This is a genomic window from Corynebacterium sp. LaCa54, assembly GCF_046717495.1.
Classification (GTDB): domain Bacteria; phylum Actinomycetota; class Actinomycetes; order Mycobacteriales; family Mycobacteriaceae; genus Corynebacterium; species Corynebacterium kefirresidentii.
This window is the reverse complement of record NZ_CP177115.1, coordinates 2,066,482-2,090,389: the sequence shown is the minus strand read 5'-3', so window position 1 is coordinate 2,090,389 and position 23,908 is coordinate 2,066,482. Positions and strand designations below refer to the sequence as shown.

General features: G+C 62.5%; 22 protein-coding genes and 1 tRNA gene. 10 read left to right on the top strand and 13 right to left on the bottom strand.

From position 1 onward, the window contains the following. Positions 1-10 precede the first annotated feature (10 nt). Both cysS and rlmB read left to right on the top strand, forming a co-directional pair. Complete coding sequence (cysS, locus tag ACLI1M_RS10150; RefSeq protein WP_023019903.1) at positions 11-1,399, top strand: cysteine--tRNA ligase; 1,389 nt, start codon at positions 11-13, stop codon at positions 1,397-1,399. Between the two features lie 23 nt (positions 1,400-1,422). Then, positions 1,423-2,370 carry a 23S rRNA (guanosine(2251)-2'-O)-methyltransferase RlmB gene (gene rlmB / locus ACLI1M_RS10145; RefSeq protein WP_023019902.1) on the top strand — a complete coding sequence of 316 codons (948 nt, stop codon included), beginning with the start codon at positions 1,423-1,425 and terminating at the stop codon, positions 2,368-2,370. Positions 2,371-2,386: 16 nt separating this feature from the next. Here the strand turns inward: rlmB and ACLI1M_RS10140 are convergent, their stop codons facing one another. The 5 genes from ACLI1M_RS10140 to ACLI1M_RS10120 all read right to left on the bottom strand — a co-directional run bounded on the left by ACLI1M_RS10140 (position 2,387) and on the right by ACLI1M_RS10120 (position 6,871). Then, entirely contained in the window at positions 2,387-3,397 is a 1,011-nt protein-coding gene (locus ACLI1M_RS10140; RefSeq protein ID WP_411706554.1) for an HNH endonuclease signature motif containing protein, read from the bottom strand. Between the two features lie 64 nt (positions 3,398-3,461). Continuing rightward, the gene (locus tag ACLI1M_RS10135; RefSeq protein WP_200288648.1) at positions 3,462-4,298 is read right to left on the bottom strand and encodes an alpha/beta hydrolase family esterase; all 837 of its coding nucleotides are present in this window, start codon (positions 4,296-4,298) and stop codon (positions 3,462-3,464) included. Between the two features lie 11 nt (positions 4,299-4,309). Next, positions 4,310-5,224, bottom strand: a complete 915-nt coding sequence (locus ACLI1M_RS10130; protein ID WP_411706553.1) for a metal ABC transporter permease — start codon at positions 5,222-5,224, stop codon at positions 4,310-4,312. Continuing rightward, positions 5,202-5,903, bottom strand: coding sequence for a metal ABC transporter ATP-binding protein (locus ACLI1M_RS10125; RefSeq protein ID WP_023019898.1), 702 nt, complete (start codon positions 5,901-5,903; stop codon positions 5,202-5,204). The genes ACLI1M_RS10130 and ACLI1M_RS10125 overlap by 23 nt, the downstream gene beginning before the upstream one ends. Next, positions 5,903-6,871: a metal ABC transporter solute-binding protein, Zn/Mn family gene (locus tag ACLI1M_RS10120; protein ID WP_023019897.1), complete on the bottom strand. Its 969-nt coding sequence runs from the start codon at positions 6,869-6,871 to the stop codon at positions 5,903-5,905. Before ACLI1M_RS10120 ends, ACLI1M_RS10125 begins: the two co-directional genes overlap by 1 nt. Positions 6,872-6,951: 80 nt before the next feature. Here ACLI1M_RS10120 and ACLI1M_RS10115 point away from each other — a divergent pair, with 80 nt between their 5' ends. Then, positions 6,952-8,049, top strand: coding sequence for a LacI family DNA-binding transcriptional regulator (locus ACLI1M_RS10115; RefSeq protein ID WP_200288651.1), 1,098 nt, complete (start codon positions 6,952-6,954; stop codon positions 8,047-8,049). Between the two features lie 25 nt (positions 8,050-8,074). On the opposite strand, the gene otsB is transcribed toward ACLI1M_RS10115, so the two are convergent. From otsB to thrE, 5 genes are all read right to left on the bottom strand, one after another. Next, the gene (otsB, locus tag ACLI1M_RS10110) at positions 8,075-8,854 is read right to left on the bottom strand and encodes a trehalose-phosphatase (RefSeq protein WP_200288652.1); all 780 of its coding nucleotides are present in this window, start codon (positions 8,852-8,854) and stop codon (positions 8,075-8,077) included. A gap of 18 nt (positions 8,855-8,872) precedes the next feature. Continuing rightward, the gene (locus ACLI1M_RS10105; protein ID WP_248100136.1) at positions 8,873-9,391 is read right to left on the bottom strand and encodes an META domain-containing protein; all 519 of its coding nucleotides are present in this window, start codon (positions 9,389-9,391) and stop codon (positions 8,873-8,875) included. Further along, positions 9,388-10,830, bottom strand: coding sequence for a trehalose-6-phosphate synthase (locus ACLI1M_RS10100; RefSeq protein ID WP_248100138.1), 1,443 nt, complete (start codon positions 10,828-10,830; stop codon positions 9,388-9,390). The genes ACLI1M_RS10105 and ACLI1M_RS10100 overlap by 4 nt, the downstream gene beginning before the upstream one ends. Positions 10,831-10,844: 14 nt before the next feature. Further along, entirely contained in the window at positions 10,845-11,204 is a 360-nt protein-coding gene (locus ACLI1M_RS10095) for a hypothetical protein (protein WP_023019892.1), read from the bottom strand. Between the two features lie 86 nt (positions 11,205-11,290). Then, positions 11,291-13,027, bottom strand: a complete 1,737-nt coding sequence (thrE, locus tag ACLI1M_RS10090) for a threonine/serine exporter ThrE (RefSeq protein WP_248100140.1) — start codon at positions 13,025-13,027, stop codon at positions 11,291-11,293. A gap of 151 nt (positions 13,028-13,178) precedes the next feature. Between thrE and ACLI1M_RS10085 the strand changes: the two genes are divergently transcribed. Next, positions 13,179-13,251, top strand: a tRNA-Thr gene (locus tag ACLI1M_RS10085). Here ACLI1M_RS10085 and ACLI1M_RS10080 read toward each other — a convergent pair. Together ACLI1M_RS10080 and ACLI1M_RS10075 are read right to left on the bottom strand one after the other, a co-directional pair. Next, positions 13,251-13,832: a TetR/AcrR family transcriptional regulator gene (locus ACLI1M_RS10080; RefSeq protein ID WP_248100160.1), complete on the bottom strand. Its 582-nt coding sequence runs from the start codon at positions 13,830-13,832 to the stop codon at positions 13,251-13,253. The genes ACLI1M_RS10085 and ACLI1M_RS10080 overlap by 1 nt on opposite strands. Next, the gene (locus tag ACLI1M_RS10075) at positions 13,798-15,309 is read right to left on the bottom strand and encodes an MFS transporter (protein WP_248100163.1); all 1,512 of its coding nucleotides are present in this window, start codon (positions 15,307-15,309) and stop codon (positions 13,798-13,800) included. Before ACLI1M_RS10075 ends, ACLI1M_RS10080 begins: the two co-directional genes overlap by 35 nt. 172 nt (positions 15,310-15,481) lie before the next feature. Here ACLI1M_RS10075 and ACLI1M_RS10070 point away from each other — a divergent pair, with 172 nt between their 5' ends. From ACLI1M_RS10070 to ACLI1M_RS10060, 3 genes are all read left to right on the top strand, one after another. Next, a complete protein-coding gene (locus ACLI1M_RS10070; RefSeq protein ID WP_248100165.1) occupies positions 15,482-17,227 on the top strand; it encodes a pyruvate dehydrogenase in 1,746 nt (581 codons plus the stop codon). Between the two features lie 186 nt (positions 17,228-17,413). Continuing rightward, positions 17,414-18,118: a response regulator transcription factor gene (locus tag ACLI1M_RS10065; RefSeq protein WP_023019887.1), complete on the top strand. Its 705-nt coding sequence runs from the start codon at positions 17,414-17,416 to the stop codon at positions 18,116-18,118. 12 nt (positions 18,119-18,130) lie between these two features. Next, complete coding sequence (locus ACLI1M_RS10060; RefSeq protein WP_023019886.1) at positions 18,131-19,636, top strand: sensor histidine kinase; 1,506 nt, start codon at positions 18,131-18,133, stop codon at positions 19,634-19,636. Here the strand turns inward: ACLI1M_RS10060 and ACLI1M_RS10055 are convergent. Next, complete coding sequence (locus ACLI1M_RS10055) at positions 19,633-20,064, bottom strand: HIT family protein (protein ID WP_023019885.1); 432 nt, start codon at positions 20,062-20,064, stop codon at positions 19,633-19,635. The genes ACLI1M_RS10060 and ACLI1M_RS10055 overlap by 4 nt on opposite strands. 35 nt (positions 20,065-20,099) lie before the next feature. Here ACLI1M_RS10055 and purD point away from each other — a divergent pair, with 35 nt between their 5' ends. From purD to ACLI1M_RS10040, 3 genes are all read left to right on the top strand, one after another. Continuing rightward, positions 20,100-21,374, top strand: a complete 1,275-nt coding sequence (gene purD / locus ACLI1M_RS10050) for a phosphoribosylamine--glycine ligase (RefSeq protein ID WP_248100167.1) — start codon at positions 20,100-20,102, stop codon at positions 21,372-21,374. A gap of 41 nt (positions 21,375-21,415) precedes the next feature. Continuing rightward, positions 21,416-22,846, top strand: a complete 1,431-nt coding sequence (gene purB / locus ACLI1M_RS10045; RefSeq protein WP_411706552.1) for an adenylosuccinate lyase — start codon at positions 21,416-21,418, stop codon at positions 22,844-22,846. 160 nt (positions 22,847-23,006) lie between these two features. Then, the gene (locus ACLI1M_RS10040) at positions 23,007-23,900 is read left to right on the top strand and encodes a phosphoribosylaminoimidazolesuccinocarboxamide synthase (RefSeq protein WP_297846909.1); all 894 of its coding nucleotides are present in this window, start codon (positions 23,007-23,009) and stop codon (positions 23,898-23,900) included. The last annotated feature ends 8 nt before the right edge of the window (positions 23,901-23,908 follow it).

Sequence of the window (23,908 nt, the reverse complement as noted above, 5' to 3'; positions counted from 1 at the left end):
ACTAAGTGGCGTGAGTACTTTGCGCATTTATGACACAGCCACCCGCAGCCAACGCGATTTCGAGCCGATTCGCCCCGGCCATGCCTCGATTTACCTGTGCGGCGCCACCCCGCAGGCCCAGCCGCACATCGGGCACCTGCGCTCCGGCGTCGCTTTCGACATCCTGCGCCGCTGGCTGCTCGCCCAAGGCTATGACGTAGCCTTGGTGCGCAACGTCACCGATATCGATGACAAAATTCTCACCAAGGCGGCCGAGAATAATCGCCCCTGGTGGGAGTGGGTATCCACGTATGAGCGCGAGTTCACCAAGGCCTATAACACCCTGGGCGTGCTTCCGCCTTCGGTAGAGCCGCGCGCGACCGGCTTTGTCACCCAGATGGTCGACTATATGCAGCGGCTTATCGACGCCGGCTTTGCCTACCCCGCCGAAGGCTCCGTCTACTTTGACGTTGCCGCATGGACCAAGGCCGAAGGCTCGGATTATGGTTCGCTGTCCGGCAACAAGGTAGAAGAAATGGAACAGGGTGAGGGCGAAGATTCGGCCAAGCGCGGCGCCCAAGACTTTGCTCTGTGGAAGGCCGCGAAACCGGGCGAGCCCAGCTGGCCCACCCCCTGGGGTGACGGCCGACCCGGCTGGCACCTGGAGTGCTCGGCCATGTCTACCTATTACCTGGGCTCTAACTTCGATATCCACTGCGGCGGGCTGGACCTGCAGTTCCCGCACCACGAGAACGAGATTGCTCAGTCGCACGCGGCCGGCGATAAGTTTGCCAACTACTGGATGCACAACCACTGGGTGACGATGTCGGGCGAGAAGATGTCGAAATCGCTGGGCAACGTGCTCTCTATTCCGAATATGCTCGAGCTGGTGCGTCCGGTGGAGCTGCGCTACTACCTGGGCTCGGCGCACTACCGCTCCGTGCTGGAGTATTCCGAAGCTGCGCTGACCGAGGCCGCCGCAGGCTACCGCCGCATCGAGGACTTCCTCGCTCACTTCGATGACCTGGAGCTAGGCGAGTGGACACAGGGCTTTGAAGACGCGATGAATGATGACATCGCGGTGCCCAAGGCTCTGGCGGAAATCCACACCACCGTTCGCGCCGGCAATAAGGCCCTTGCCGCCGGCGATGAGGCCGGGGCGCGCACGCTGGCCGGCCAGGTACGGGCGATGGCACACGTACTTGGCTTTGACCCGCTGGAGTGGGAAGATGGAGCGCAAGCTAGCGGGGCGGATGCCGCGTTGGATGCGCTGGTGCAGGCTGAACTGGAGCGGCGCACCCAGGCGCGTGCGGACAAGGACTTCGCTACTGCCGACGCCGTCCGTGACCGCCTCGCGGCCGCCGGCATCACCATCACCGATACCCCAGACGGCCCGACCTGGTCGCTGGCGCAGCGTTAAGCACTCCGAAAGGACAATAAACTATGGCACGTACCCACGGCCGCGGTGGCGCGGGAATCCGCAAGACCAATAAGAAGGGCGCAACCAAGGGCTCCGGCGGCCAGCGCCGCAAGGGCTTGGCCGGCAAGGGCCCGACACCCAAGGCAGAGGACCGCATTTACCACGCCAAGCACAAGGCCAAGCTGGAGCGCGACCGCCGCAACTCCGGCCGTCACCAGAAGGAGACCGCCGAGATGGTCGTGGGCCGCAACCCGGTCATCGAGTGTCTGCATGCCAAGGTTCCGGCCACCACGCTCTATATCGTGGCCGGTACCCGCAACGATAAGCGCCTGTCTGAGGCCGTGGCCATGTGCAATACCCGCAATATCCCCATCATCGAGGTGCAGCGCCACGAGATGGACCGCATGACCGGCAACGGCATGCACCAGGGCATCGGGCTGCAGATCCCGCCGTATAAATACGCCGATGTCGACGAGCTCATCTCCCGTGCGGCCGAAAGTGCCCGTCCGGGCATGTTCGTCATCTTGGATAACATCACCGACCCGCGCAACCTCGGCGCGGTGATTCGCTCTGTGGCAGCTTTTGGTGGCGACGGCGTCATCATCCCAGAGCGCCGCTCCGCATCCGTGACTGCCGTGGCGTGGCGTACCTCGGCCGGCACGGCGGCGCGCCTGCCGGTCGCCCGCGCGACGAATATCACCCGCACCGTACAGCAATTCCAAAAGAGCGGCTACCAGGTCGTCGGCCTAGATGCCGGCGGCGAGCACACGCTGGATACATATAACGGCGCGACGGACCCCGTGGTCATCGTCATCGGTTCCGAGGGCAAGGGGATTTCTCGCCTCGTGCGGGAAAACTGCGACGTCATCATGTCCATCCCTATGACGGATTGGGTCGAGTCCCTCAATGCTTCCGTCGCGGCCGGTTCTGTGCTTTCCGAATTCGCACGCCAGCGCCGCGCGGCCCAGTAGTCTCTAGCGAGAGTTTCTAGCCGCCTTCTGCCCAGGGCGGCAGCCACCTAATGGTGCCATTCACCCGGGCCAAGCGGCCGCGAACTGGCGGGGCGTTGGGGTCATCGTCGTTGACGCCGTTGTGGTACGGGCAGGCGATGGTGAGGTTTTCGGGGTTTGTCTCGCCGCCGTGGCGCCAGGCGGTGAGGTGGTGGACTTGGCATTCGTCGGCGGGATAATTGCACTGGGGCCAAGGACAAGTGGGATTTTCCGCGGCCGCCATGGTGCGCTGCTTGGGTGAGGCGAGCCGCTCCGTGCGATACAGATTCACCGGGCCTTTAACGGGATGGATGAGGGTGACATAGCCATGCTCGGTAAATGCGCGGCGCACGAGGTCTGCGCCGGTCATCCGGGCGCCATTGGTGAGCTGCAGTGTCACGTCATCGCCCGCGCAGTCGACGACGCGGTCGAGCTCGTCCAAGCGCAGCACCACATTGGTGGTCACGGACGCACCGGAGGCGGCGGTCTTGCCCTGGAAAATCTTGCGCACCGAATCTAGCGGGGCATCTTTATCCAGTGCGGCATGCATATCCGCAATATCGGCGGATTTGCCGGTAATCGTCATAGTCCAGGGGCCCTCGGCGCGGCGGTAGAGCTTGACACCGGGTGTGCGCTGCGGCGGGCCTTTAATCTCGCGCACGCGTTTATGCCCCCGCTTTTCGACGTCCGAGGCATCCTCCTTCATCCCACACAACTCCCGACGCAGCGCCCAGGCCTGACGCTTATTTCTCAGCCGAGTGGCGTAGCGCTCGATGGCCAGCAGCGCGGTAAGGCTGTGCCCATTGGTGCGAGCGGCGGCGATGGATTCGCGCTGGAGGCGGCTAAACGCGGTTGGGCCGAAGTAGGTATCGGCGAGGGCGAGCAGGCGGGTGGCGGTGGTATCGGGACAGCCGGCGTCGATAAGCGCGCGCTTGGAAAGGCCGTGGCAGTCGGCGATGATGTCCATGCCGGCGGCTAGGCCTGTCAAGAAAGTGTGCAGCGCGTTCATGGCTCCACACATTAGGTGCGGGACGCGACCAGAGGCGAGGGATAAGGCGCGCCGCTGTGGATAACTAGGACTGCGCGGTGCCGAGTCCGAAAAAGTCGCGGACCTTATCCACAGCGCGGAAGGAATCTGTATTGGGGCCTATGCGCGGGTCGGTTCTCATGCTAGAGGGAATCACGTGGCCAAGGCCCTCCATGGTCCATAGTTCGACGGGAAAATCGCCGGCGTATTCGGTGGCGGTGACATCCGGGGCGGGGTGGTAGTCGCGCGGTGGCTGGCAGCCATTGGCCAACGCAAAGTACTCCGCGGTGGCAGGAGCGGAGAGCACGCGGCCGCGGGTGCGCTCGGCGTCCAGCCCGGCCACACCGCCTTCATAAGGCGCATATGGGTCCGCGGTGCCGTGGAAAAACAGCAGCGGCGTGGGCCGGTAGCCATCCGGGTTGCTGGGCGCGTGGTTATCGCCCTCGCCCAAGGTGGAGGCGAAGATGCAGGCGCGGGTGAGGGTAAAGGGAGCGTCGAAAAGCAGGCGGAGCACCATCTGACCGCCATTGGAATAGCCGCAAGCAAAGGTGCGCGCGGTGCCGAACTCGCACTGCATAGCTTCAACGAGATACGTGGCGAAGGCGATGTCATCAACGTTCTCCGTGCGGGCGGTGACCGGTAGGATGCTGCGGCAATCATTGAAATGGCGATCCACGCCGTCGGGGTAGACGAGGATGGTGTTGGTGGCATCGGCAAGCTCGTCGAAGGTGCCATTGGTAAAGCGGCGCATCACGTTGCCGGATTGCAACGAGCCGTGGAAGAAGAGCAGCAGGTCCGGGTGCGGGCCGGGATTATCCGGCGTGATGATGAGGAAGCGGCGGGTGCGGCCATCCACATCCGCGGTGCGGCGGTGTACGTGCATAGCCGCCCAGTTTAGTCGGCGTGGTGCTCCTCGGCCGTGGTGTGGCAGTCGGCGTGGAAGCGTTTAGCGGCGACCTCGTCGCGCACTGCGCTTTTATTGCGCCGCCAGCCGATGAGCCGGCACACCAGATAGATGACAAAGGAAATGGTGGTGACGAAGACCGAGACCGGAAGACCAGGCGCGAGCGATAAGATGAAGCCGCCTACGGCCGACACCTCGGCGAAAATGGTGGCCCACATGACCGCGCGCAGGGGCGAGGAAGTAACCTGCACGGCCGCTGCGCCGGGGGTGATAAGCAACGCCATGACAAGCAGCGAGCCGACGATTTGTACCGACTGAGCGGCCGCGAGCCCGACGAGTACGGCGAAGGCGACCGAAATAAAACGGGTCGGCACGCCGGCCGCCTGGGCCATAACTGGGTCGGCCGAAGCGAAGAGCATGGGGCGCCACAGGATGGCTACGGCGGCGAGGATGACTACGGTGGTTGCGGCCAAAAGCCATACCGAGGCCGAGGACACGCCGACGATCTGGCCGGTCAGCAGCGTCATCGCGGTATTCGCGTTGCCCGGATAGAGGTGCAGAAATAGCACCGACAGTCCTAGGCCAAAGCTCATGACCACGCCGATGGCGCTGTCTTGCTGGCCCTTAAAGCCCAGTACGGCGAGGATGATGGCGGCCACGATGGCCCCGGCGACCGCGCCAAAGCCTAAGTTGAGACCGAAAAGTAGTGCGGCGGAGGCACCCATGAGCGCGAGCTCGGAAGTCGCGTGGACGGAAAAGGACATCTGGCGCAGCACGATGAGCGAGGTCATCACGCCAGAAAGAATGCCCAGCAGCGCGGAGGCGATGAGCGAGGACTGTACAAAATCAACGCTCAGCAGGTACTGGGTGTCTTCTATGAAGCTAGACAACGATAAGCCTCCCATCGACGTTTAAGACGTTGACTTTGGAACCGTAGAGCTCGGAAAGGACATCGGAGCGCATGACCTCATCTACCGCGCCGAAGGTATGGCCGCCGGGAGCAAGGTAGAGCACCTTATCGGTCACTCCGAGTACCGGATTGATGCCATGGGTGACAAAGATGATGGAGGTGCCGCGCTCGCGGCGTAGCGCATCTAGCTTCTCCACGGTGTCTTGCTGGCGCGCCGGATCGAGCGAGAGCAGCGGCTCATCGGCAAGGATGAGCTCTGGGTCATTGGCCAGCGCTTGGGCCTGGCGGATAAGTTGCTGCTGGCCGCCGGATAGCTGTCCTACGCGGCGGTCGCGCAGGCCGGTGGCACCTACCTCGGCGAGGAGCTCGTCGACGCGGTGGCGGGGAGGGCGGCGGCGTCGGAAAGCGCCGTGCGCAAGGGAGAGCGATACTAAGTCGCGGGCGCGCAGGGGCAGGTCGGCCGGGAACATGCGCTGCTGCGGGATGAATCCGACGCGGCAGTCCACGTCGACGCTGCCGGCCGTGAGTTTGCGGGTGCCCAAGATAGTGCCGAGCAGGGTGGATTTGCCCACGCCATTGGGGCCCAAAACGGCGATAAACTCGCCGCGGTCAACGGCGAGGTTAAGGCTGGACCACAGCGGGGCAACCGCTGCGTCATGAAATTGGATGAGCACTAGAGCTTCCCCAGGGAGTCGGTGACCTCGTCATAGTAGGTCCAGAACTCCTTGCCATCCGGCGGGGTCTCGCCGATTTCGACGATATTGACATCCGCATCCTCCGCGGCGGACTTGATACGGCCGGCGGTATCGGTTTCGGTCTGCGGGTTAAAGATGAGAAGGTCCACCTTGTGGTCCTTGATGGCCTTGGTGAAGGCGGCAAGGTCGGCCGCGGTGGGCTCGCCCTCAGAAATGGTGGCCTTGCGGTAGCCCTCTGGGGTGACGTCCTTGCCGGAGGTGTACTTCATGATGTAGTCCGCAATCGGCTCGGTCTGGGCGTAGGAGAGATCGCCCGGTAGCTCCTTGAGCTTGTCGCGCAGCCGGTTGACGTGGGAGTCCACGCGCTCGGTGCTGGCGTGCGCATCGGTATTGAGCTCGTTGATCTGGTCCGCGATATTACCGGCGACCTCGTCGAGCGCAGCCGGGTCGTACCAGATGTGCTCGTTGCCTTCGATATTGGTGACCTTCTTTGGGTCCTTCTTGGCGGTGGCCTTGGCGGCGTCGATGGTCATGACATTGGGGTCATCGGCCAGCTTGCCGTGGTCGGTCAGCGGCAGGGCGGAGATGATGTTGTCTTGCTCGGAGACGGCCTGGTAAATCCAAGAATCGTAGCCGCCGCCGTTGACTACGAGCAGGTCCGCGTCTTCGGCCTTGGCGATATCGGCCGCGGAAGGCTCGAAGTGGTGGGGATCGACGCCATTGCCCTCCACGATGGGTTTGACCTCAATGTCCACGCCGGAGGCGGTATCGGCCACGGCTTGGGCAACATCGGCCCAGATAGAAGTGGAAGCGACGATAGAGATTTTCTTCTGAGCGCCGGGCTCGGCGGCCGAGTCTTGAGAGTCAGAGGAGGAGCAAGCGGTGGCGGTGAGGAGGAGGCCGCCGGCCGCGAGGAGGGTGGCGGTTGCGCGAAGTGAGTTATGCATAGCTCCCAGTGTGCTGTTGATGGTAATTGTTGTCAATTGAATATGTATTGAAAACGCGGCCGGGGGGTAAGCTTACGGCCATGGTGAAACGCAGCCCCACCCGCAAGACGCTGGCCTCGCTGGCCGCCGAACTGGGTGTTTCGCGCACGACGGTGTCCAATGCCTATAGCCGGCCGGACCAGCTCTCGGCCGCGACGCGCGAGCGCATTCTGGCAGCGGCGAAAGCGCGAGGGTACCCCGGGCCGGACCCCACGGCTCGTAGCCTGCGCACCCGCCGTGCGGGCGCGGTGGGCGTGCTGCTGACTGAGCACCTGTCCTATGCCTTCGAAGACATGGCCTCGGTGGATTTCTTGGCCGGCATGGCGGAGGCCTCGGCCGGCGCGCAAAGCATGCTTACCCTCATCCCGGCCGGCCCGGAGGGGGAAGCGGAAGCGACCAGCCTGGTCGGCTCGGCTGCCGTGGATGGCTTTGTGGTTTATTCCGTGGCGGCTGGGGATGCCTACCTGGAGGCGGCGCGCGGGCGCGGCCTGCCGGTGGTGGTCTGCGATCAACCGACGGATTCGGGCCTGCCTTTTGTAGGGATCGATGACCGAGCCGCGATTGCTCCGGCCGCCCGCGCGCTGGTGGAGGCCGGCCACCGCAAGATTGGCGTGCTGGCCATTCGCCTCAAACGCGAGCGCCACGATGGCCCCATTTCATGGGAGGAGTTGCAAGAGGCCGATATGCACGTGCAGCACGCCCGCGTCATGGGCGCTATGGACGTCTTTGCGCAGGCGGGGATCGCGCCGGAAACCGTGCCCGTGGTCACCCAGCACATCAATGATGCGCAAACCACGCGGGCGGCCGCGCAGTTGCTTCTCGACGCCCACCCTGACCTCACCGCAGTCCTGTGCACCACCGACTCCATGGCGCTGGGCGTGATGACCTATGCGCGCGAACGGGGCATCGATATTCCCAGTGAGCTTTCCGTCACCGGCTTCGACGGCATCGATGCGGCGCAGCGCCTTGGCTTGACGACCATCATCCAGCCCAATAAGGCCAAAGGCGCCGCCGCCGGCCACATGCTCTCTAACCTCATCGCCGCCGCGGATAATGCGGCGGCGGCCGTGCCGGCGGTGTCGCGGCGGGTACTGCGGACGAATTTCGCGGCGGGGCGGACCGTGGCACCACCGCGTTAAGTCGGGGCAGGCCGGGGTTTACCGGCTAGGCGTCGTCGCCGCGGGAGTGACCTATATGGGCCGCGCGGGCGGTGGCAAGCTCAGTGAGGAAGTGGGCGACGGCGTCGACGTCGGCAAGCTGCACTACGGCCGCCGTATCGCCCTCGCCTACCTTGACACCGACGTCCGGCGGCTGATGGAGGGCGCGGAAACCGTCCTCGTCGGTGACATCATCGCCCAAAAAGACCATGGCAGTGGCGCCGGTACGCTCGCGTAGCTCGTCTAACCACGTGCCCTTGGTGGCCTGAGTGGCAGAAAACTCCACGACGGACTTACCGGCCGTGCGTGGGAAGCCGCCCGGATCGAGTGCGAGACCGGCTTCATAAGCCTGGGCGGCCGCCTCAGGATCGGATTCCTCGAGCGCCCGCAGGTGCAGTACGCGCTGGAACGGCTTGACCTCGATATCCGCGCCTGGGAAGCGCTCCATAATTGCGCGGATCTCGGTTTCCTTGGCGGTCAGATGCTCGCGCATCGCGGGAGTTAGATCCGTTTCTTCCCAAGAGGATTCGGCGCCATGGGATCCGCCGAATAGCACGGGCTCGCGCAGTGGACACACGCGCTGCAGGCCAGCGAGGTGCCGGCCGGACAGCACGGCCGCGGTGGTATGCGGCAGGTGAGCAAGTTTATCCAAGGCGCGCAGGGAGTCTTGGTTCATCTCGACGTCGTAGATGGCCGTGGCAAAGGGGGAGAGCGTGCCGTCAAAATCCGAGACCACCGCGAGGTGCTCGGCGGCGGCAAGGGCCTTGATGGTGGTGGAAAGCGTCATGGCTTCCAGCCTACGTATTTAATTGCCGAGGGAAACCAATTTGATAGACGGCGAGTCTACCTCGTCTGTAACCAGCTCTAAGACCAGCTGGTTATTGCTATTGACGGTGTAGTGGAAATCGCGGCCAGCGGATATCAAGTTGCGCAGCAGGTTATCGGCCCACACGGACGCGCCATGGCAATCCTGGGCGGTCTCGTCATAATCCACCTCATCAAAGTGCAGGCGGTTGCCATCCTGGATATTTTGGCGCTCCTCATCGGCGGAATAGGTCACCTTTCCCACCATTTGGGTGCAGCCGGTGGTGCCTACCAGCGTAGATTCACCAAAGCTCAACGTGGGTGCCTGCGGGATGGATTCCGGGATGGTAGAGGCAGCATCCGGGGTGGTGTTGATGGAGACTACCTGCCACTGCTTATCCAGGATCTGCTCATCACCAGGGGCCTGGGGCTCTTCTTCGCCGGAGCCGCAGGCAACGAGCAGCGTGGCGGCGCACGCAGCGGCGAGCGGAGTAATGAGGCGGTTACAGCGAGGCATCATGCGCCAGCCTCCTCGGCGTCGGCATGGCGCAGGCAGCTCAGGAAGGACTGGGACCATAGCTGTACGTCGTGCTCAGTGACCTGCTGGTGCATGGTAAGCATGCGCTGGGACATGGCAGAGGGGGCATCGTCAAGTGCGGTGAGCGCATTGAGCAAGGCGGCCTTGACGGACTCGATATCGAAGGGATTGCACAGGTAGGCCTGGCTGAGCTCATCGGCAGCGCCGGCAAACTCAGAGAGCACTAGCGCGCCCGAACCATCGTCGTGGCAGGCCACGTATTCCTTGGCCACCAGATTCATGCCATCCTTGAAGGGGGTGACCAGCATGACATCGGCCATGCGGTAGTAGCAGCGCAGGAGGCTCTTGGCTACGCCCCGGTGCTGATAGTGCACCACTGGGTGGCCCACGCGGGCAAAGCGCCCGTTGATGCGGCCTACGGCTTCTTCGACTTTGGAGCGGGTGGCCTTGTAATGATCAAGTCGCTCGCGCGACGGCGTGGCCAGCTGCACCATTGCTACTTCTTCCGGGTCGAGTGCTCCGGACTCCAGCAGCTCCTCAAAAGCAGTCAGCCGCTGCAGGATGCCCTTGGTGTAATCGAGGCGATCCACTCCCAGGATAATGCGCTGGGGCGAGCCCAGCTCTTCGCGCAGCTTGGCGACGTCCCGCTCATCCTCCGCAGTGAACCTGGCAAAGTCCTTCGCGGCGATAGAGATGGGAAAAGCCCCCACGCCGATGGTGCGTCCCTGCGGTAGGTGAATATGTGCGGTGACCTCGCGGGTACTGGCCTCGCCTTCCACGTCGAGGCCGTGGCGGCGGGCGAGTTCCAGGAAGTTGCGGGCATTGGCCTCCAAGTGGAAGCCAATGAGATCCGCGCCGAGCAGCCCGCGCACGAGTTCCTCTCGCCAGGGCAGCTGACGGAAGAGATCGGCAGAAGGGAAGGGGATGTGCAAGAAGAACCCGATGGTGAGATCGGGGCGCTTTTGGCGCAGGATGCCGGGCAAAAGTTGTAGCTGGTAGTCCTGGACCCACACGGTGGCACCCTCGGCGGCGACCTCGGCTACCTCATCTGCAAAGCGCAGGTTGACCTCGCGATAGGCGTGCCACCAATCGCGGTCGTAGGTAGGGGTGACGATGAGATCGTGGTAGAGCGGCCACAGGGTGGCATTGGAAAAGCCCTCATAAAAGCCCTCGAAATCGGACTCGGTGAGCTTGACCGGATGCAGCAGCACGCCGGCATCGGTGCGGAAGGGCTCAGGTGCGGTGTCAGTCACGCCGGGCCACCCTACCCAGCAGCCCTGATGGGACTCCAGGACCGGGGACAAGGCGGTGACCAGTCCGCCTGGCGAGGGTGTCCACGTATGGCTGCCATCGGGCCGGGTTTCTAGATCAACCGGCAGGCGGTTGGCCACCACCACGAAGTCATTGCCATGCTCACTCATGGTGCAAGAATAACTTAAGACTTCTTAGCAGACTTCTTTGTTGCCTTCTTAGAGGCCTTCTTCGTCGCTTTCTTCGTGGCCTTCTTGGTCGACTTCTTTGTCGATTTCTTGGTGGACTTTTTGGTCGACTTCTTCGTGGACTTCTTGCTGGATTTCTTGGTCGACTTCTTCGGGGCGGCATCGGCCTGCTCCGCCAGAACCTTCTTGTGTACCAAGCCCTTGGGCTCCACGCCCAGCATGGACATCAGGGTCACGCCGTCGAGGAAGTCTTGGGCGTAGGTGGCCACGATGCGGCGGGCTGCGCGGGAGGTCTCCTCCTCAAGGGCGTGATTCTGGTCAGCCTGTGGGTGGGTGTCTTGGACCTTGGGTGGCACGACGTGTCCTCCTGAACGTTGTGAAAACTACTTAAGCGCTTGCAAGAAAAGCTATCAGAGCAAATATTGTACGCTACCGGCGGCGTTTAAGACCGCTCGGGTCCGGATTCGGTGCCCGGCTGCTCCGGTTTTTGGGCACGAAACGTTTCGGTGCCCGGCACGGTATAGGTGGTCTTCTCGTGCTGCTGCGGCTGCGCCGGCCACTGAGAATCCTCCGGCCACAGGTCCGCGGCGGAGCGGGTATGCGGCCCGTGGTTTTGGGCCTCGTGGCGCGGGTGCTGCTGCGGCGGCTTCGGCCCGAGCTTGGGTGGTAACTCCGGGCGATTGACGCGCGGGGCAAATGGGGACATCGGCACACGCGGGATTCGCGGGGCCTTGCGGGCCAAGTGCGTGGCCTTGTGGAAGGAGAAGCGGCCGATGCGCTTGAAAGCGGAGTAGGGGCGGAAGTACTGCGGGCGGCGCAGGCGGCGGGCCACGCGCTCGCCCAGTACTACGCCGGCGGCCAGGGCGCCGGAGATGGCCAGGGCCATTGCCATGTTGGTAAAGCCGGTAATCATCTGCTCATTGAGCGAGGCGTACATGCCGCGGTAGAGCATGAGGCCGGGGAGCATCGGCGTATAGCCCACGATCATGGTGATAAGCGGCGGGATGCCCCAACGGCGCGACATCAAGCCGCCGGCCAGGCCGACGACCACAGCGGACAGGCCCGAGGCAATCACCGGGCCGATGCCAAACGGCACCACCACGAAGTAATAGAAGATCATGCCGGCCGCGGCGGTAAGCCCCGACATGGTGATCTCGATCCAGGCAGCCCCGCAGGCTAGCGCAAAGGCGGCGGAGCCGGTGCCACCGAGCACCACCAGCAGCGGAATCTCGTGGTAGACCGGCGGGGCCAGCGTGGCCAGCGGCGGCAGGTTAAAGCCCAGCGAATCAGCCAGCTGGATGCCCACGCCCACGCCAGCGATGATGGCGCCGGTAGATAGCAGCGCCTCAAAGAAGCGGGCGGAGGAGGTTACGGGGGCGCGCGTGATGCCGTCGACCAGCGATTGCACCAAGGTTAGACCCGCTACCAGCACGATGATGCCGGAGGCGATGATCTGTGCCGGCGAGAAATTAATGCCGAACGAGGCCGCCACGTTGTACAAAATGGCGGCAGGGAAGACAGCGAAGAAGCCACCGACCACATTCTGATAGAAGGGCGGCAAGCGATAGTTGGCCAACCAAGCGTTCAGACCCATGATGAAGGCGGAAACCACAAAGGCCACCACGCCGACGAGCAGATCGCCGCCGAGCATCATGGAAATCAGGCCACCCATCGCGCCCCAGCCGAGCATGACCGTGGCCGGCTTATAAGGGGCGGGCATGCGGTCAATCTCGTCGAGGCGCTGCTCCGCCATGGCCGGTGGCATCTGGCCGGAGTGGATAGAGCGAATGAGCTTATCGACGGCCGAGAGCTTGGAAAAATCCACGCCAATGCTCGGCACCACACGGAAGACGTGCAGGTTTTGGCGCTGCTCGCCGGTGCCGATGGTGGTGTGGATGGTGATGGTATTCATCAAGATATCCACGTGGCAGTAGTGCAAGCCATAGGAAGATGCCGCCAGGTGTACCTGGGCGCGGGCATCCGAGTTAGCCGTACCGGCGCCGATGAGGATTTCACCAATGCGGGCGGCGATCTCCATGACGCCGGTGACTTGAGCGGCATCATGGAGATCGATCGGGGCGAGTGGCGATGGCGGCGGTGCGGCTTTAGCCGCGTCGATGATGGCTACTTGGCCCGAGGAAGCGCGCAGGCGCTCCCGCATAGCGGACAAAAATGACACGGAAATAACCCTCGAAAAAGCGCTGAGAAAGTGGGATAGATTCTGCCTGAACTTTAGCCCCTGTACCCTGTCAATGCATAGATGGGGGACCGGCTTTCCCTTTAGCGTTGGTGCTCGGGTACTATGCAACGAGCGGGATATCTCCCGCGGTGCTGGAGTGGCGCAATTGGTAGCGCAACGCACTTGTAATGCGTAGGTTGCGAGTTCAAGTCTCGTCTCCAGCTCAAAAGGAGGCTGGGTCCAGCGTGGGCCTAGCCTTCGTGGTGTTTTGTGGGGCATCAATAAGCCCAAAAAGCCGGTCAACCATGCGTTGGCGGTTAGCGGGGGAGAGCTTGCGCTGGTTGAGGTGATCGTGCACCCACAGCCCCGTACTAAGCAACATGACGAGCAGGTCATCCTCGTCGGTCTCGGCGGCGGAGGGATCCACCATCCACCGTGCATCCACATCTGCCCATTGGGCAGAAAAATCTGGGTGAGTCTGGGAGTGCACACACATCAGCAGCTTGACGAGCGGATCCTTTTTGCCCATGGAGAGCACCAAGGCGCGGGAGCGCTCGGCCAAGCTGAGCTCGCTGGCAGGGTGGCCGCCGGCTAGTTGCTCGAGCTCTTCTTCCCAGCGCTCAGCGCAAAAACGGTGACAATCTACCAGCAGGTTGTGGCGGGTAGGAAAGTGGTAGATGAGACCGGACTTGGACATGCCGGTCGCCTGCGCAAGGGAGTCATAGGTAAGGCCGGAGACATCCTCGGCGGCGATGATATCGAGCGCGGCTTCAAGGGCTGCGGTCTTTTTGTTGATTCGCGGCATGGGGATCTCCTGATTTGGGGTTATCGCGGAAGCACCAGGCGGTTATCGCGGCTAGGAGTAAGGCGAAGCAAGCCAGGCCACCGATGGTGGAAAGATACCCGGCATTGTAGGCGCTGGCGGCGGTCGCGTGGGAAGCGGGGTGATGCAGCGCGTCGGTTCCTAGTTCTGCGAGGTGAGGTGGGAGTTCGCGGGCCATGAGTAAAGGCACGAGGGTTCCGGTCAGGGCAATGGAAATCAGGGTGCCAAATTCATAAGAGACCGCCTCTACGCCAGCGGCCATGCCGGTGCGGTGGAGGGGCGCGGCATTGATGATGGCGGTTGAGGATACGGACATGGCAAGGCCCGCGCCTAGGCCGGTGAGGACGAGGGCGACAACGAGTAGGGCAAGCGTCTCGCCTCGGGTTGCGAGCAGCAGGGTCATGCCGGTGGCCATAAGGAGGAATCCGCCGCTTATGAGCGGGAGGAATCCCAGGCGATGCAATGTGGCGCCGCCCAGGATGGAGGTAGGGATGGCAGATAGCGCCATGGCGGAGATGATAAGGCCGGCGTGGAGGGGTGAGAGGGCGTCGACAAGCTGCAGCTTTTGGGTGCTGAGTAGCTCCAGGCCGGACATACCGAACATGGCGCCGCCGGCCGCTAAGGCCCCGCCGCTGAAGACGCGGGAGCCAAAGATGTCGAAGGTCAGAAGGGGATCTGACAAGCGGGTCTGGCGGTGGGCAAAGGCGAGCGCGCCGCAGACGAAGACGGCAGCCGCAGCGACGCTCACCGGCCACGCGTGTGGCAGGGATTTTATGGCCAATACCAGGCTGGTAAGAGTGATAAGGGAATACAGGGACGAAGGAAAGTCCCAGTGTTTAAGGGGATTTGGGGCGTTTGGCGGAGCTAGGAGCAAGGTCAACGCGAGGGCAAGGGCCACGACCGGGACATTGAGTAGGAATACTGAGCCCCACCAGAAGTGCTCCAAAAAGAAGCCGCCCACGGTGGGGCCGGCCGCCGCGCCGATGACGGCGACGGAACCCCAAATGCCAATGGCCGTGTTGCGCTCCACCTCATCGGGAAAGGTAAGGCGGATAAGCGCAAGGCTCGATGGCATCATGATGGCGGCGCCGCAGCCAAGGAAGGCCCGGCTTAGGACCAGCGTCCAGGCGCTGGGGGAATAGGCGGCGAGTAAGGAAGCGCCGCCAAAAATGGCCAGACCGATGAGGAACATTCGCCGGTGGCCGGTGCGATCACCTAGCGTGCCGGTACCGAGAAGGAGACCGGAGAGTACCAACGCGTAGGCGTTGATAATCCATAGTTGCTGGGTATCGGTGGTATGCAATTGCTGCGATAGCTGCGGCAATGCGGTGTAGAGGATGGAATTATCCAGCCCAACCATGAGTAACCCCAGAGAGATGACGGCGCAGAAAGACCACCGCTGCGCGGCCGTGGAGGCCGGAGCGGTAAGGCTTCGTGCGCGGGGCGGGTGGATACTCATAGCAGAGTAAACAGTACCGAACGGTCGTTATAGTTTACAGTCAAAGATAGGTTAGTATTACCTTCCTCACAGCTGGGGACACTGTGTGAGTGTATAGGAGAATAGTGGACTTTCCTGCGGTGTAAGTAGCACAGTGGTATTAGCACCAATTAAGAGTTAAGGATGATAATTAATGGCACGTAACTATGCAGAACAGCTAGTTGACACCCTAGAAAAGCAGGGGGTCGAGCGCATTTATGGCCTGGTCGGTGACTCTCTGAATCCGATTGTGGATGCAGTTCGTCGCTCCTCCATCGAGTGGATTCACGTCCGCAATGAGGAGGCTGCAGCCTTCGCCGCTGAGGCAGATTCCCTGACCACCGGCAAGCTGGCAGTATGTGCTGCATCCTGCGGTCCGGGCAACACTCACCTCATCCAGGGCCTGTATGACGCCCACCGCAACGGCGCCAAGGTTCTGGCACTGGCTTCCCATATTCCATCCCGCCAGATCGGCTCCAAGTTCTTCCAGGAGACCCACCCAGAGGCAATCTTCCAGGAGTGCTCTGGTTATTGCGAGATGGTCAATTCCGCTGAGCAGGGCGGTGTTGTCCTGCACCACGCCATTCAGTCCACCATGGCGGGCAACGGTGTTTCCGTGCTGGTCATCCCGGGCGACGTCTCCATGCAGGACGCCGACGATGACTCCTTTGTGGAGTCCAAGATCTCTACCGGTCGCCCGGTTGTCTTCCCAGACCCAGCCGAGGCTGCGGCCCTGACCCAGGCCATCAACGAGGCTAAGACTGTCACCCTCTTCGTTGGCGCTGGCGTCAAGGATGCCCGCGAACAGGTGCTGAAGCTGGCGGAGAAGATTAAGGCTCCTATCGGCCACGCCCTGGGTGGCAAGATGTACATCCAGTACGAGAACCCATTCGATGTGGGCATGAACGGCCTGCTGGGCTACGGCGCAGCACACGAGGCCACCCACGAGGCTGACCTGCTCATCCTGTTGGGCACCGACTTCCCGTACAACGACTTCCTGCCGGATGCCAATGTGGCACAGGTGGACATCAACGGCTCCCACATCGGCCGCCGCACCAAGATTTCTTATCCGGTTACCGGCGATGTAGCCGCTACCATCGAGAACATCCTGCCGCACGTGGATGAGAAGAAGGACCGCTCCTTCTTGGACAAGATGCTCAAGAAGCACTACGGCAAGCTGGAGCACGTCGTGGAGGCCTACACCTCCAACGTGGAAAAGCACACCCCGATCCACCCAGAGTACGTTGCAGACCTCATCGATAGGAACGCGGATGAAGATGCCATCTTCACCGTCGATACCGGCATGTGCAACGTGTGGGGCGCTCGCTACATCACTGCCAACGGCAAGCGCGAGCAGATTGGCTCCTTCCGCCACGGCACCATGGCCAACGCCCTGCCACAGGCGCTGGGTGCACAGGCCGCTAACCCTGGTCGCCAGGTCATCACCTTCTCCGGTGATGGCGGGCTATCCATGCTGATGGGTGAGCTGCTGACCGTAAAGCTCCACAACCTGCCTATCAAGATGTTCGTATTCAATAACTCTTCCCTGGGCATGGTCAAGCTGGAGATGCTGGTGCAGGGTCTACCGGAGCACGAGACCGACCACGAGTCTGTCAACTTTGCCAAGATTGCAGAGGCTTCCGGTATCAAGCACTTCCGCATCGAGGATCCGAAGGAAGCTCCGGAGCAGATCAAGAAGGCGTTAGCCTACAACGGCCCGGCTCTTATCGACGTCGTTACTGACCCCAACGCCCTGTCCCTGCCACCAACGCTGACCATCGAGCAGCTCATGGGCTTCTCCAAGGCCGCAACCCGCACCGTTCTGGACGGTGGTGTGGGCCAGATGATCACCATGGCAAAGTCCAACCTGCGCAACATCCCACGCCCGCAGGACTTCTAAATAGCGCGCCGCGTTAGTTACCACGCTCTTCCTCACTAGGGGAGGGGCGTGGTTTTCTTTTGCGGCGACCAGGGCGAGCATCTATGTTCACAGGATTCAGCCAGAAACTCTTCAGTAGGCTGGGAAGCAAGCGTGTCATGATTGCGTGATAGAAATTCGCAACCTTTAAGGGAGTCTGAGGAGAACATGGAAGACAAAAAACTCGCCAAGGTTCTTGTCGTCGATGACGAGCCCAATATTGTGGAGCTGCTCACCGTATCGTTGAAGTTCCAGAACTTCGAGGTCTTCAGCGCCAATTCCGGCCACGAGGCGCTGCGCGTAGCCCGTGAGGTAAACCCTGATGCCTACATCCTGGACGTGATGATGCCGGGCATGGACGGCTTCGAGCTGCTAGGAAAGCTGCGTCAGGAGGGGCTGGACGGCCCGGTGCTGTACCTCACGGCAAAGGATGGGGTGGACCAGCGCATCCACGGCCTGACCATCGGTGCGGATGATTATGTGACCAAGCCATTTAGCTTGGAAGAGGTCATCACCCGCCTGCGCGTCATCATGCGCCGCGGTGGTGCGGCGGAAGAATCCACCAACGACGCCACCATGAGCTACGCAGATTTGACGCTTAATGATGACACCCATGAGGTCACCAAGGCCGGTGAGCTCATCGAGCTTTCCCCCACCGAGTTCAATCTGCTGCGCTACCTCATGCAGAACAAAGAAGTGGTGCTGTCTAAGTCCAAGATTTTGGATAACGTGTGGCACTACGATTTCGGCGGCGATGGCAACGTGGTCGAGTCCTATATCTCCTACCTGCGCCGCAAGATTGATACGGGCGATACCCAGTTGATCCACACCGTGCGCGGCGTGGGTTATGTACTGCGCACCCCGCGCTCCTAAAGTGCTGTGGTAATGGAAGATTCACAGGAGACCCAGGGCCAGGCGCCTGCGCCAGCGGCAGCGCGCCCGCAATCCATGTGGCATGAAGGCCTAGGGCAAGACGAGGGGGAGGACAAGTCCTCCAAGCGGCGGATGTTTTCCCAGATTCCGCAGGCAATGCCGCTGCGTACGTGGTTGGTCATCCTCCTTGTCGTAGTCTCTGGGCTGGGTATTACAGGCTCGTCCTTTGCGGTGAACTCCATTATGCGCAATGTGCTCTTTAATAACGTCGATGATGAGCTGCGCTCCGCATCGACTACGTGGGCACGCGATATCAGCAATGACTTCTTTATCGGTGATCACACTAAGCGCCCGCCTACCGAATACGTGGTGCTGAACTACCTGCCCAATGGCACCATCCGCTATTCGGGGCCGTCTTCGACCACACCGAATGCGGAGAATATCCCGCTTGGCGGCTATCCCACCACCGTTGGGTCCATCGAGAACAATACCAAGTGGCGCGCGCTGGCTTTTGCGGATTCTAATGGCGTCATCACGGTCATCGCTAAGGATATGACCCATGAAAAGGAAATCCTGCACGGCCTGGCGATGGTGCAGGTGACCATCGCCGCCATCGCCTTGGCCGCCATTGCGGCCGTGGGTTTCTGGTTTATCCGCAGGGCGTTGCGGCCGCTGCGGGTGGTGGAAAAGACGGCGTCGGAAATCGCGGCGGGCGACCTGGACAAGCGCGTTCCCAAGTGGCCGCTGCATACCGAGGTGGGCCAGCTGGCCGCCGCGCTCAATATTATGCTGGGGCAGCTACAGCGCTCCGTCGTGCGTGCGCAGGACAAAGAGGAACAAATGCGCCGCTTCGTAGGTGATGCCTCGCACGAGCTGCGCACGCCGCTTACTAGCCTGCGCGGCTATACCGAGCTTTATCGCTCCGGTGCCACCAAGGACGTGGACATGGTCTTTTCTAAGATCGATGATGAATCGAAGCGCATGTCCCTGCTGGTGGAGGATTTGCTGGCGCTTACCCGCGCCGAGGGTACACGCCTCGACCTGCGTCCGGTGGATCTATTGGAACTGGCCCTGTCCGTAGGCTCGTCCGCGCGTGCGGCCTTCCCCGGCCGCGAGATTTCGGTGGCCAATGATGCCAAGTCCATCCCCGTGGTCAATGGTGATGCCAGCCGCCTGCACCAGGTGCTGCTTAACCTAGTGACCAATGGCATCCGCCACGGCGGCGAGGGGGCCACGGTGACGCTGCGCCTGCGCCGTGAAGCCAATGACGTGCTGATCGATGTCATCGATGATGGCAAAGGCATGTCCAAAGAAGATGCGGCGCATATCTTCGAGCGCTTCTACCGCGCGGATACCTCGCGCACCCGCGATACCGGCGGTTCCGGCTTGGGCTTGGCCATCGTGCACTCCCTAGTGGAACAGCACGATGGCAGCATTAGCGTCGACTCCGAGCTCGGCCGCGGCACCACCTTTACGGTGCGCCTGCCCGCGCTTGCCGACGCCCCCTCTGAGTCCTAGTCCTCCTCCCGAAAGCCTTCCTCGTTGCAGCCCAGGTGCTGGCGGATGCGGGCGGCCGCCTCATCCATCGCGGCATCGTCGGTGTTATCGGCGTCGAAGGCCTTGGCAAAGTCATACTCTTCCATCTTCTCGGTAGGGAAGAGATGGATGTGGGTATGCGGGACGTCGAATCCGGCGATGATATAGCCAGTGCGCGGGGTATTGAACGCGGTCTTGATGGCACCGCCGATTTCCAGGGCGACCTCGTTGAGGTGGGCCCAGGTCTGCGGATCCAGGTCGGTCCACTTATCTACTTCCTCGATGGGCACGACCAGGGTGTGGCCGTAGCGCAGCGGCTCGATGGAGAGGAAAGCCACGCAGGTCTCATCGCGGTAGACAAAGCGAGCGGGTAGTTCACCGTTAATGATCTTGCTAAATACAGAAGCCATGTGTGCCAGGCTACCCGCTGGTTATGATGGTGGGCATGCGCATTCTCGTAATTGGTTCGGGCGGCCGTGAACACGCCCTTGTTAAGGGCCTGTCCGCCGACCCCCAGAGCACCGAAATCCACGCCGCGCCGGGCAGCGCGGCCATGTCCACTCTCGCCACGGTCCACCCGGAATACTCCCAGGTAGATGACGTGGATCGCATGGTAGAACTGGCCCGGGATATCGCCGCAGATCTCGTCGTCATCGGTCCCGAGGTGCCGCTCGTTGCTGGCGTGGCAGATGCCCTGCGCGCCGCCGGCATCGCGGTCTTCGGCCCCAGCAAGGAAGCAGCCCAGATCGAGGGATCCAAGGCCTTTGCCAAAGACGTTATGGAGGCGGCAGGAGTCAAGACCGCTCGCGCGGAACAGCTACGCCCAGGTGCGGCCGAGGAAGAGATTGAGGCCGCGCTCGACCGCTTCGGCCCACAGTTTGTGGTCAAAGACGATGGTCTTGCCGGCGGCAAAGGCGTGGTGGTCACCGCGGACCGCGCCGCTGCCCGCGCTCACGTAGATACCGTCCTTGCCGCCGGCAATCCGGTGCTGCTGGAGTCTTTCCTCGATGGACCTGAAATTTCGCTTTTCTGCCTGGTCGACGGCGAGACCGTCGTCCCGCTGCTGCCAGCTCAAGACCACAAGCGCGCCTATGACAACGACGAAGGCCCCAATACCGGCGGCATGGGTGCGTACACCCCGTTGCCGTGGCTGCCGGAGGAGGGCGTGCAGCGCATCGTGGACGAGGTTTGCGTCCCTGTGGCCAAGGAGATGGTGCGCCGCGGCACCCCATATTCCGGCCTGCTTTATGCCGGTTTGGCGTGGGGCGAAGAGGGCCCGGCCGTAGTCGAGTTCAACTGCCGCTTCGGCGATCCAGAGACCCAGGCCGTGCTTTCCCTTCTCAAGTCCCCATTGGCCGAGGCCCTCCACGCCACCGCGACTGGCACCCTGGCCGAGCTCGCGCCGCTGGAATGGGAGGATGGCTTCGCCGTTATCGTAGTCATGGCGGCCGAAGGCTACCCGGCCTCCCCGCGCAAGGGCGATGCCATCTCTGGCGCCGCCTTGGACGATCCGCAGCGCGTCCTCCATGCCGGCACCGTGCATACCGATGGCGCCTACCGCACCGCGGGCGGCCGTGTGCTTAGCGTGCTGGGCAAGGGCTCCACGCTGGGCGAGGCACGTGCCGACGCCTACGCCACCGTCGACGGCATCGAGTTTGCGGGTGGTTTTGTCCGCCGAGACATCGGCAAGCGAGCAGAAGACGGTGAGATTTCTCTCTAACCCTTCACCCCGCGGTGGGGCAGGCATGGAATAATAGTCACGTGGCTGAAAAGAAGAAGATTTCCAACGTCCTGTCCTCCCGCTATGCCTCCGCAGAGCTGTCCAATATCTGGAGCCCGGAGCATAAAATCATCCTGGAACGCAAGCTCTGGATTGCGGTTATGCGCGCCCAAAAGGATTTGGGCGTAGACATCCCCTCCAAAGTCATCGATGCCTACGAGGCCGTGGTGGAAGACGTGAACCTCGAGTCCATCGCGGAGCGCGAGCGCGTCACCCGCCACGATGTGAAGGCCCGCATCGAGGAGTTCAATGCGCTGGCCGGTTACGAGCACATCCACAAGGGGATGACCAGCCGCGATCTCACCGAGAACGTGGAACAGCTGCAAATCCACACCTCGCTGGAGATCATCCGCGATAAAGCCATCGCCGTGGTCTCCCGCATCGGCCGTCACGCCGCCGAGTACCAGTCCCTGGTTATGGCCGGCCGCTCCCATAACGTGGCCGCGCAGGCTACTACCCTGGGCAAGCGCTTTGCTACGGCCGGCGACGAGATGTTGCTGGCCATAGAGCGCGTCGAAGATCTTCTTGCGCGCTACCCGCTGCGCGGCATCAAGGGGCCAATGGGCACCTCCCAGGACATGCTGGATCTCATGGGCGGCTCCGAAGACAAACTTGCCTCCCTAGAGACCGCCATTGCGGATTACCTGGGCTTCCACCGCATCTTCAACTCCGTGGGCCAGGTCTACCCACGCTCCCTCGACTTCGACGCCATCTCAGCCCTGGTGGAGCTCGGCGCCGCCCCGTCCTCGTTGGCCACCACCATCCGCCTGATGGCCGGCAATGAGACCGTCACCGAAGGCTTCAAGGAAGGCCAGGTCGGCTCTTCTGCCATGCCGCACAAGATGAACGCCCGCTCCTGCGAGCGCGTTGGCGGCCTGCAGGTCATCCTCCGCGGCTACCTCACCATGGCCGCAGACCTGGCCGGCCAGCAGTGGAACGAAGGCGATGTCTTCTGCTCCGTCGTCCGCCGCGTCGCGCTTCCCGACGCCTTCTTTGCCCTCGACGGCCAATTCGAAACCTTCCTCACCGTCCTCGACGAGTTCGGCGCCTTCCCCGCCATGATTGACCGCGAATTGGAGCGCTACCTGCCCTTCCTGGCTACCACCCGCATCCTCATGGCGGCCGTGCGCGCCGGCGTGGGCCGCGAGACCGCCCACGAGGTCATCAAGGAAAACGCCGTAGCCGTTGCGCTCAATATGCGCGAAAACGGCGGAGAGCAGGACCTAGTCCAACGCCTCGCCGCCGATGACCGCCTGCCCATGGACGAGTCCGACCTCGAGGCCGCCCTAGCCGATAAGCACGCCTTCATCGGCGCCGCCGAGTCCCAGGTCAGTCAGGTGCTCAACCGCATCAACGCCCTGGTAGGCGAGCACCCCAAGGCCGCGGCCTATACCCCGGGCGAGATCCTCTAAAACGAGCCGCGCAGGGCGCCTTCCCGTCGCGGTGCGCCCCACCTGTTGCAGTGCGCCCCGCTTTTCGCATTTCGATCAAATAACCCCCGAATCCCACGCGGTTTTCGCGGCTTATTTGATCGAAACGTGCTCGCTACCCCTGGGCGCTAGAATGAAGGTCATGCGACCTGAGCTTTCTTCTTATACCCATCTTGCCTCCGGCAAGGTCCGCGATATCTACGATGTAGACGAAAACACCCTGTTGATGGTGGTTTCGGACCGCATCTCCGCCTACGACCACGCCCTCGAACCGGCCATCCCGGACAAGGGCCGCGTGCTAACAGCGACCTCGAAGTTCTTCTTCGACTCCATCGATTTCCCCAACCACCTGGCCGGCCCGCTCGATGATGAGCGCATCCCCGCCGAGTGCCTCGGCCGCGCGATGGTGGTCAAGAAGCTGGATATGCTGCCCTTCGAGTGCGTGGCCCGCGGCTTCCTCACCGGTTCCGGCCTGAAGGAGTACAAGGCCAACGGCACCGTGTGCGGTATCAAGCTGCCGGAGGGCCTGGCTGAGGCTTCCCGCCTGCCTGAGCCCATCTTCACTCCGGCCACCAAGGCGGAGCAGGGCGAGCACGACGAGAACGTCTCTTTCGACTTGGTGGTGGACAAGCTGGGCGCCGAGCGCGCCGAGGAGCTGCGCGCGGCCACCCTTCGCATCTACTCCGAGGCCGCCGCGCTCGCGGAGGAGAAGGGCATTATCCTCGCCGATACCAAGTTCGAGTTCGGCCTAGACCAAGACGGCACCCTCGTGCTGGCCGATGAGGTCCTTACCCCAGATTCCTCCCGCTACTGGCCGGCCGATTCCTACGTGGAGGGCGAGGTCCAGCCGTCCTTCGACAAGCAATACGTGCGCAATTGGCTGACTTCTGACGCCTCCGGATGGGATCAAGCCGCCGACGGTACCCCGCCCCAGCTTCCCGACGACGTCGTTTCCGCCACCCGCCTGCGCTACATCGAGGCCTACGAGCGGCTTTCCGGCGAGCGCTTCGCGGACTTCCTCTCGCCCGAGGCCTAACTCCCCTT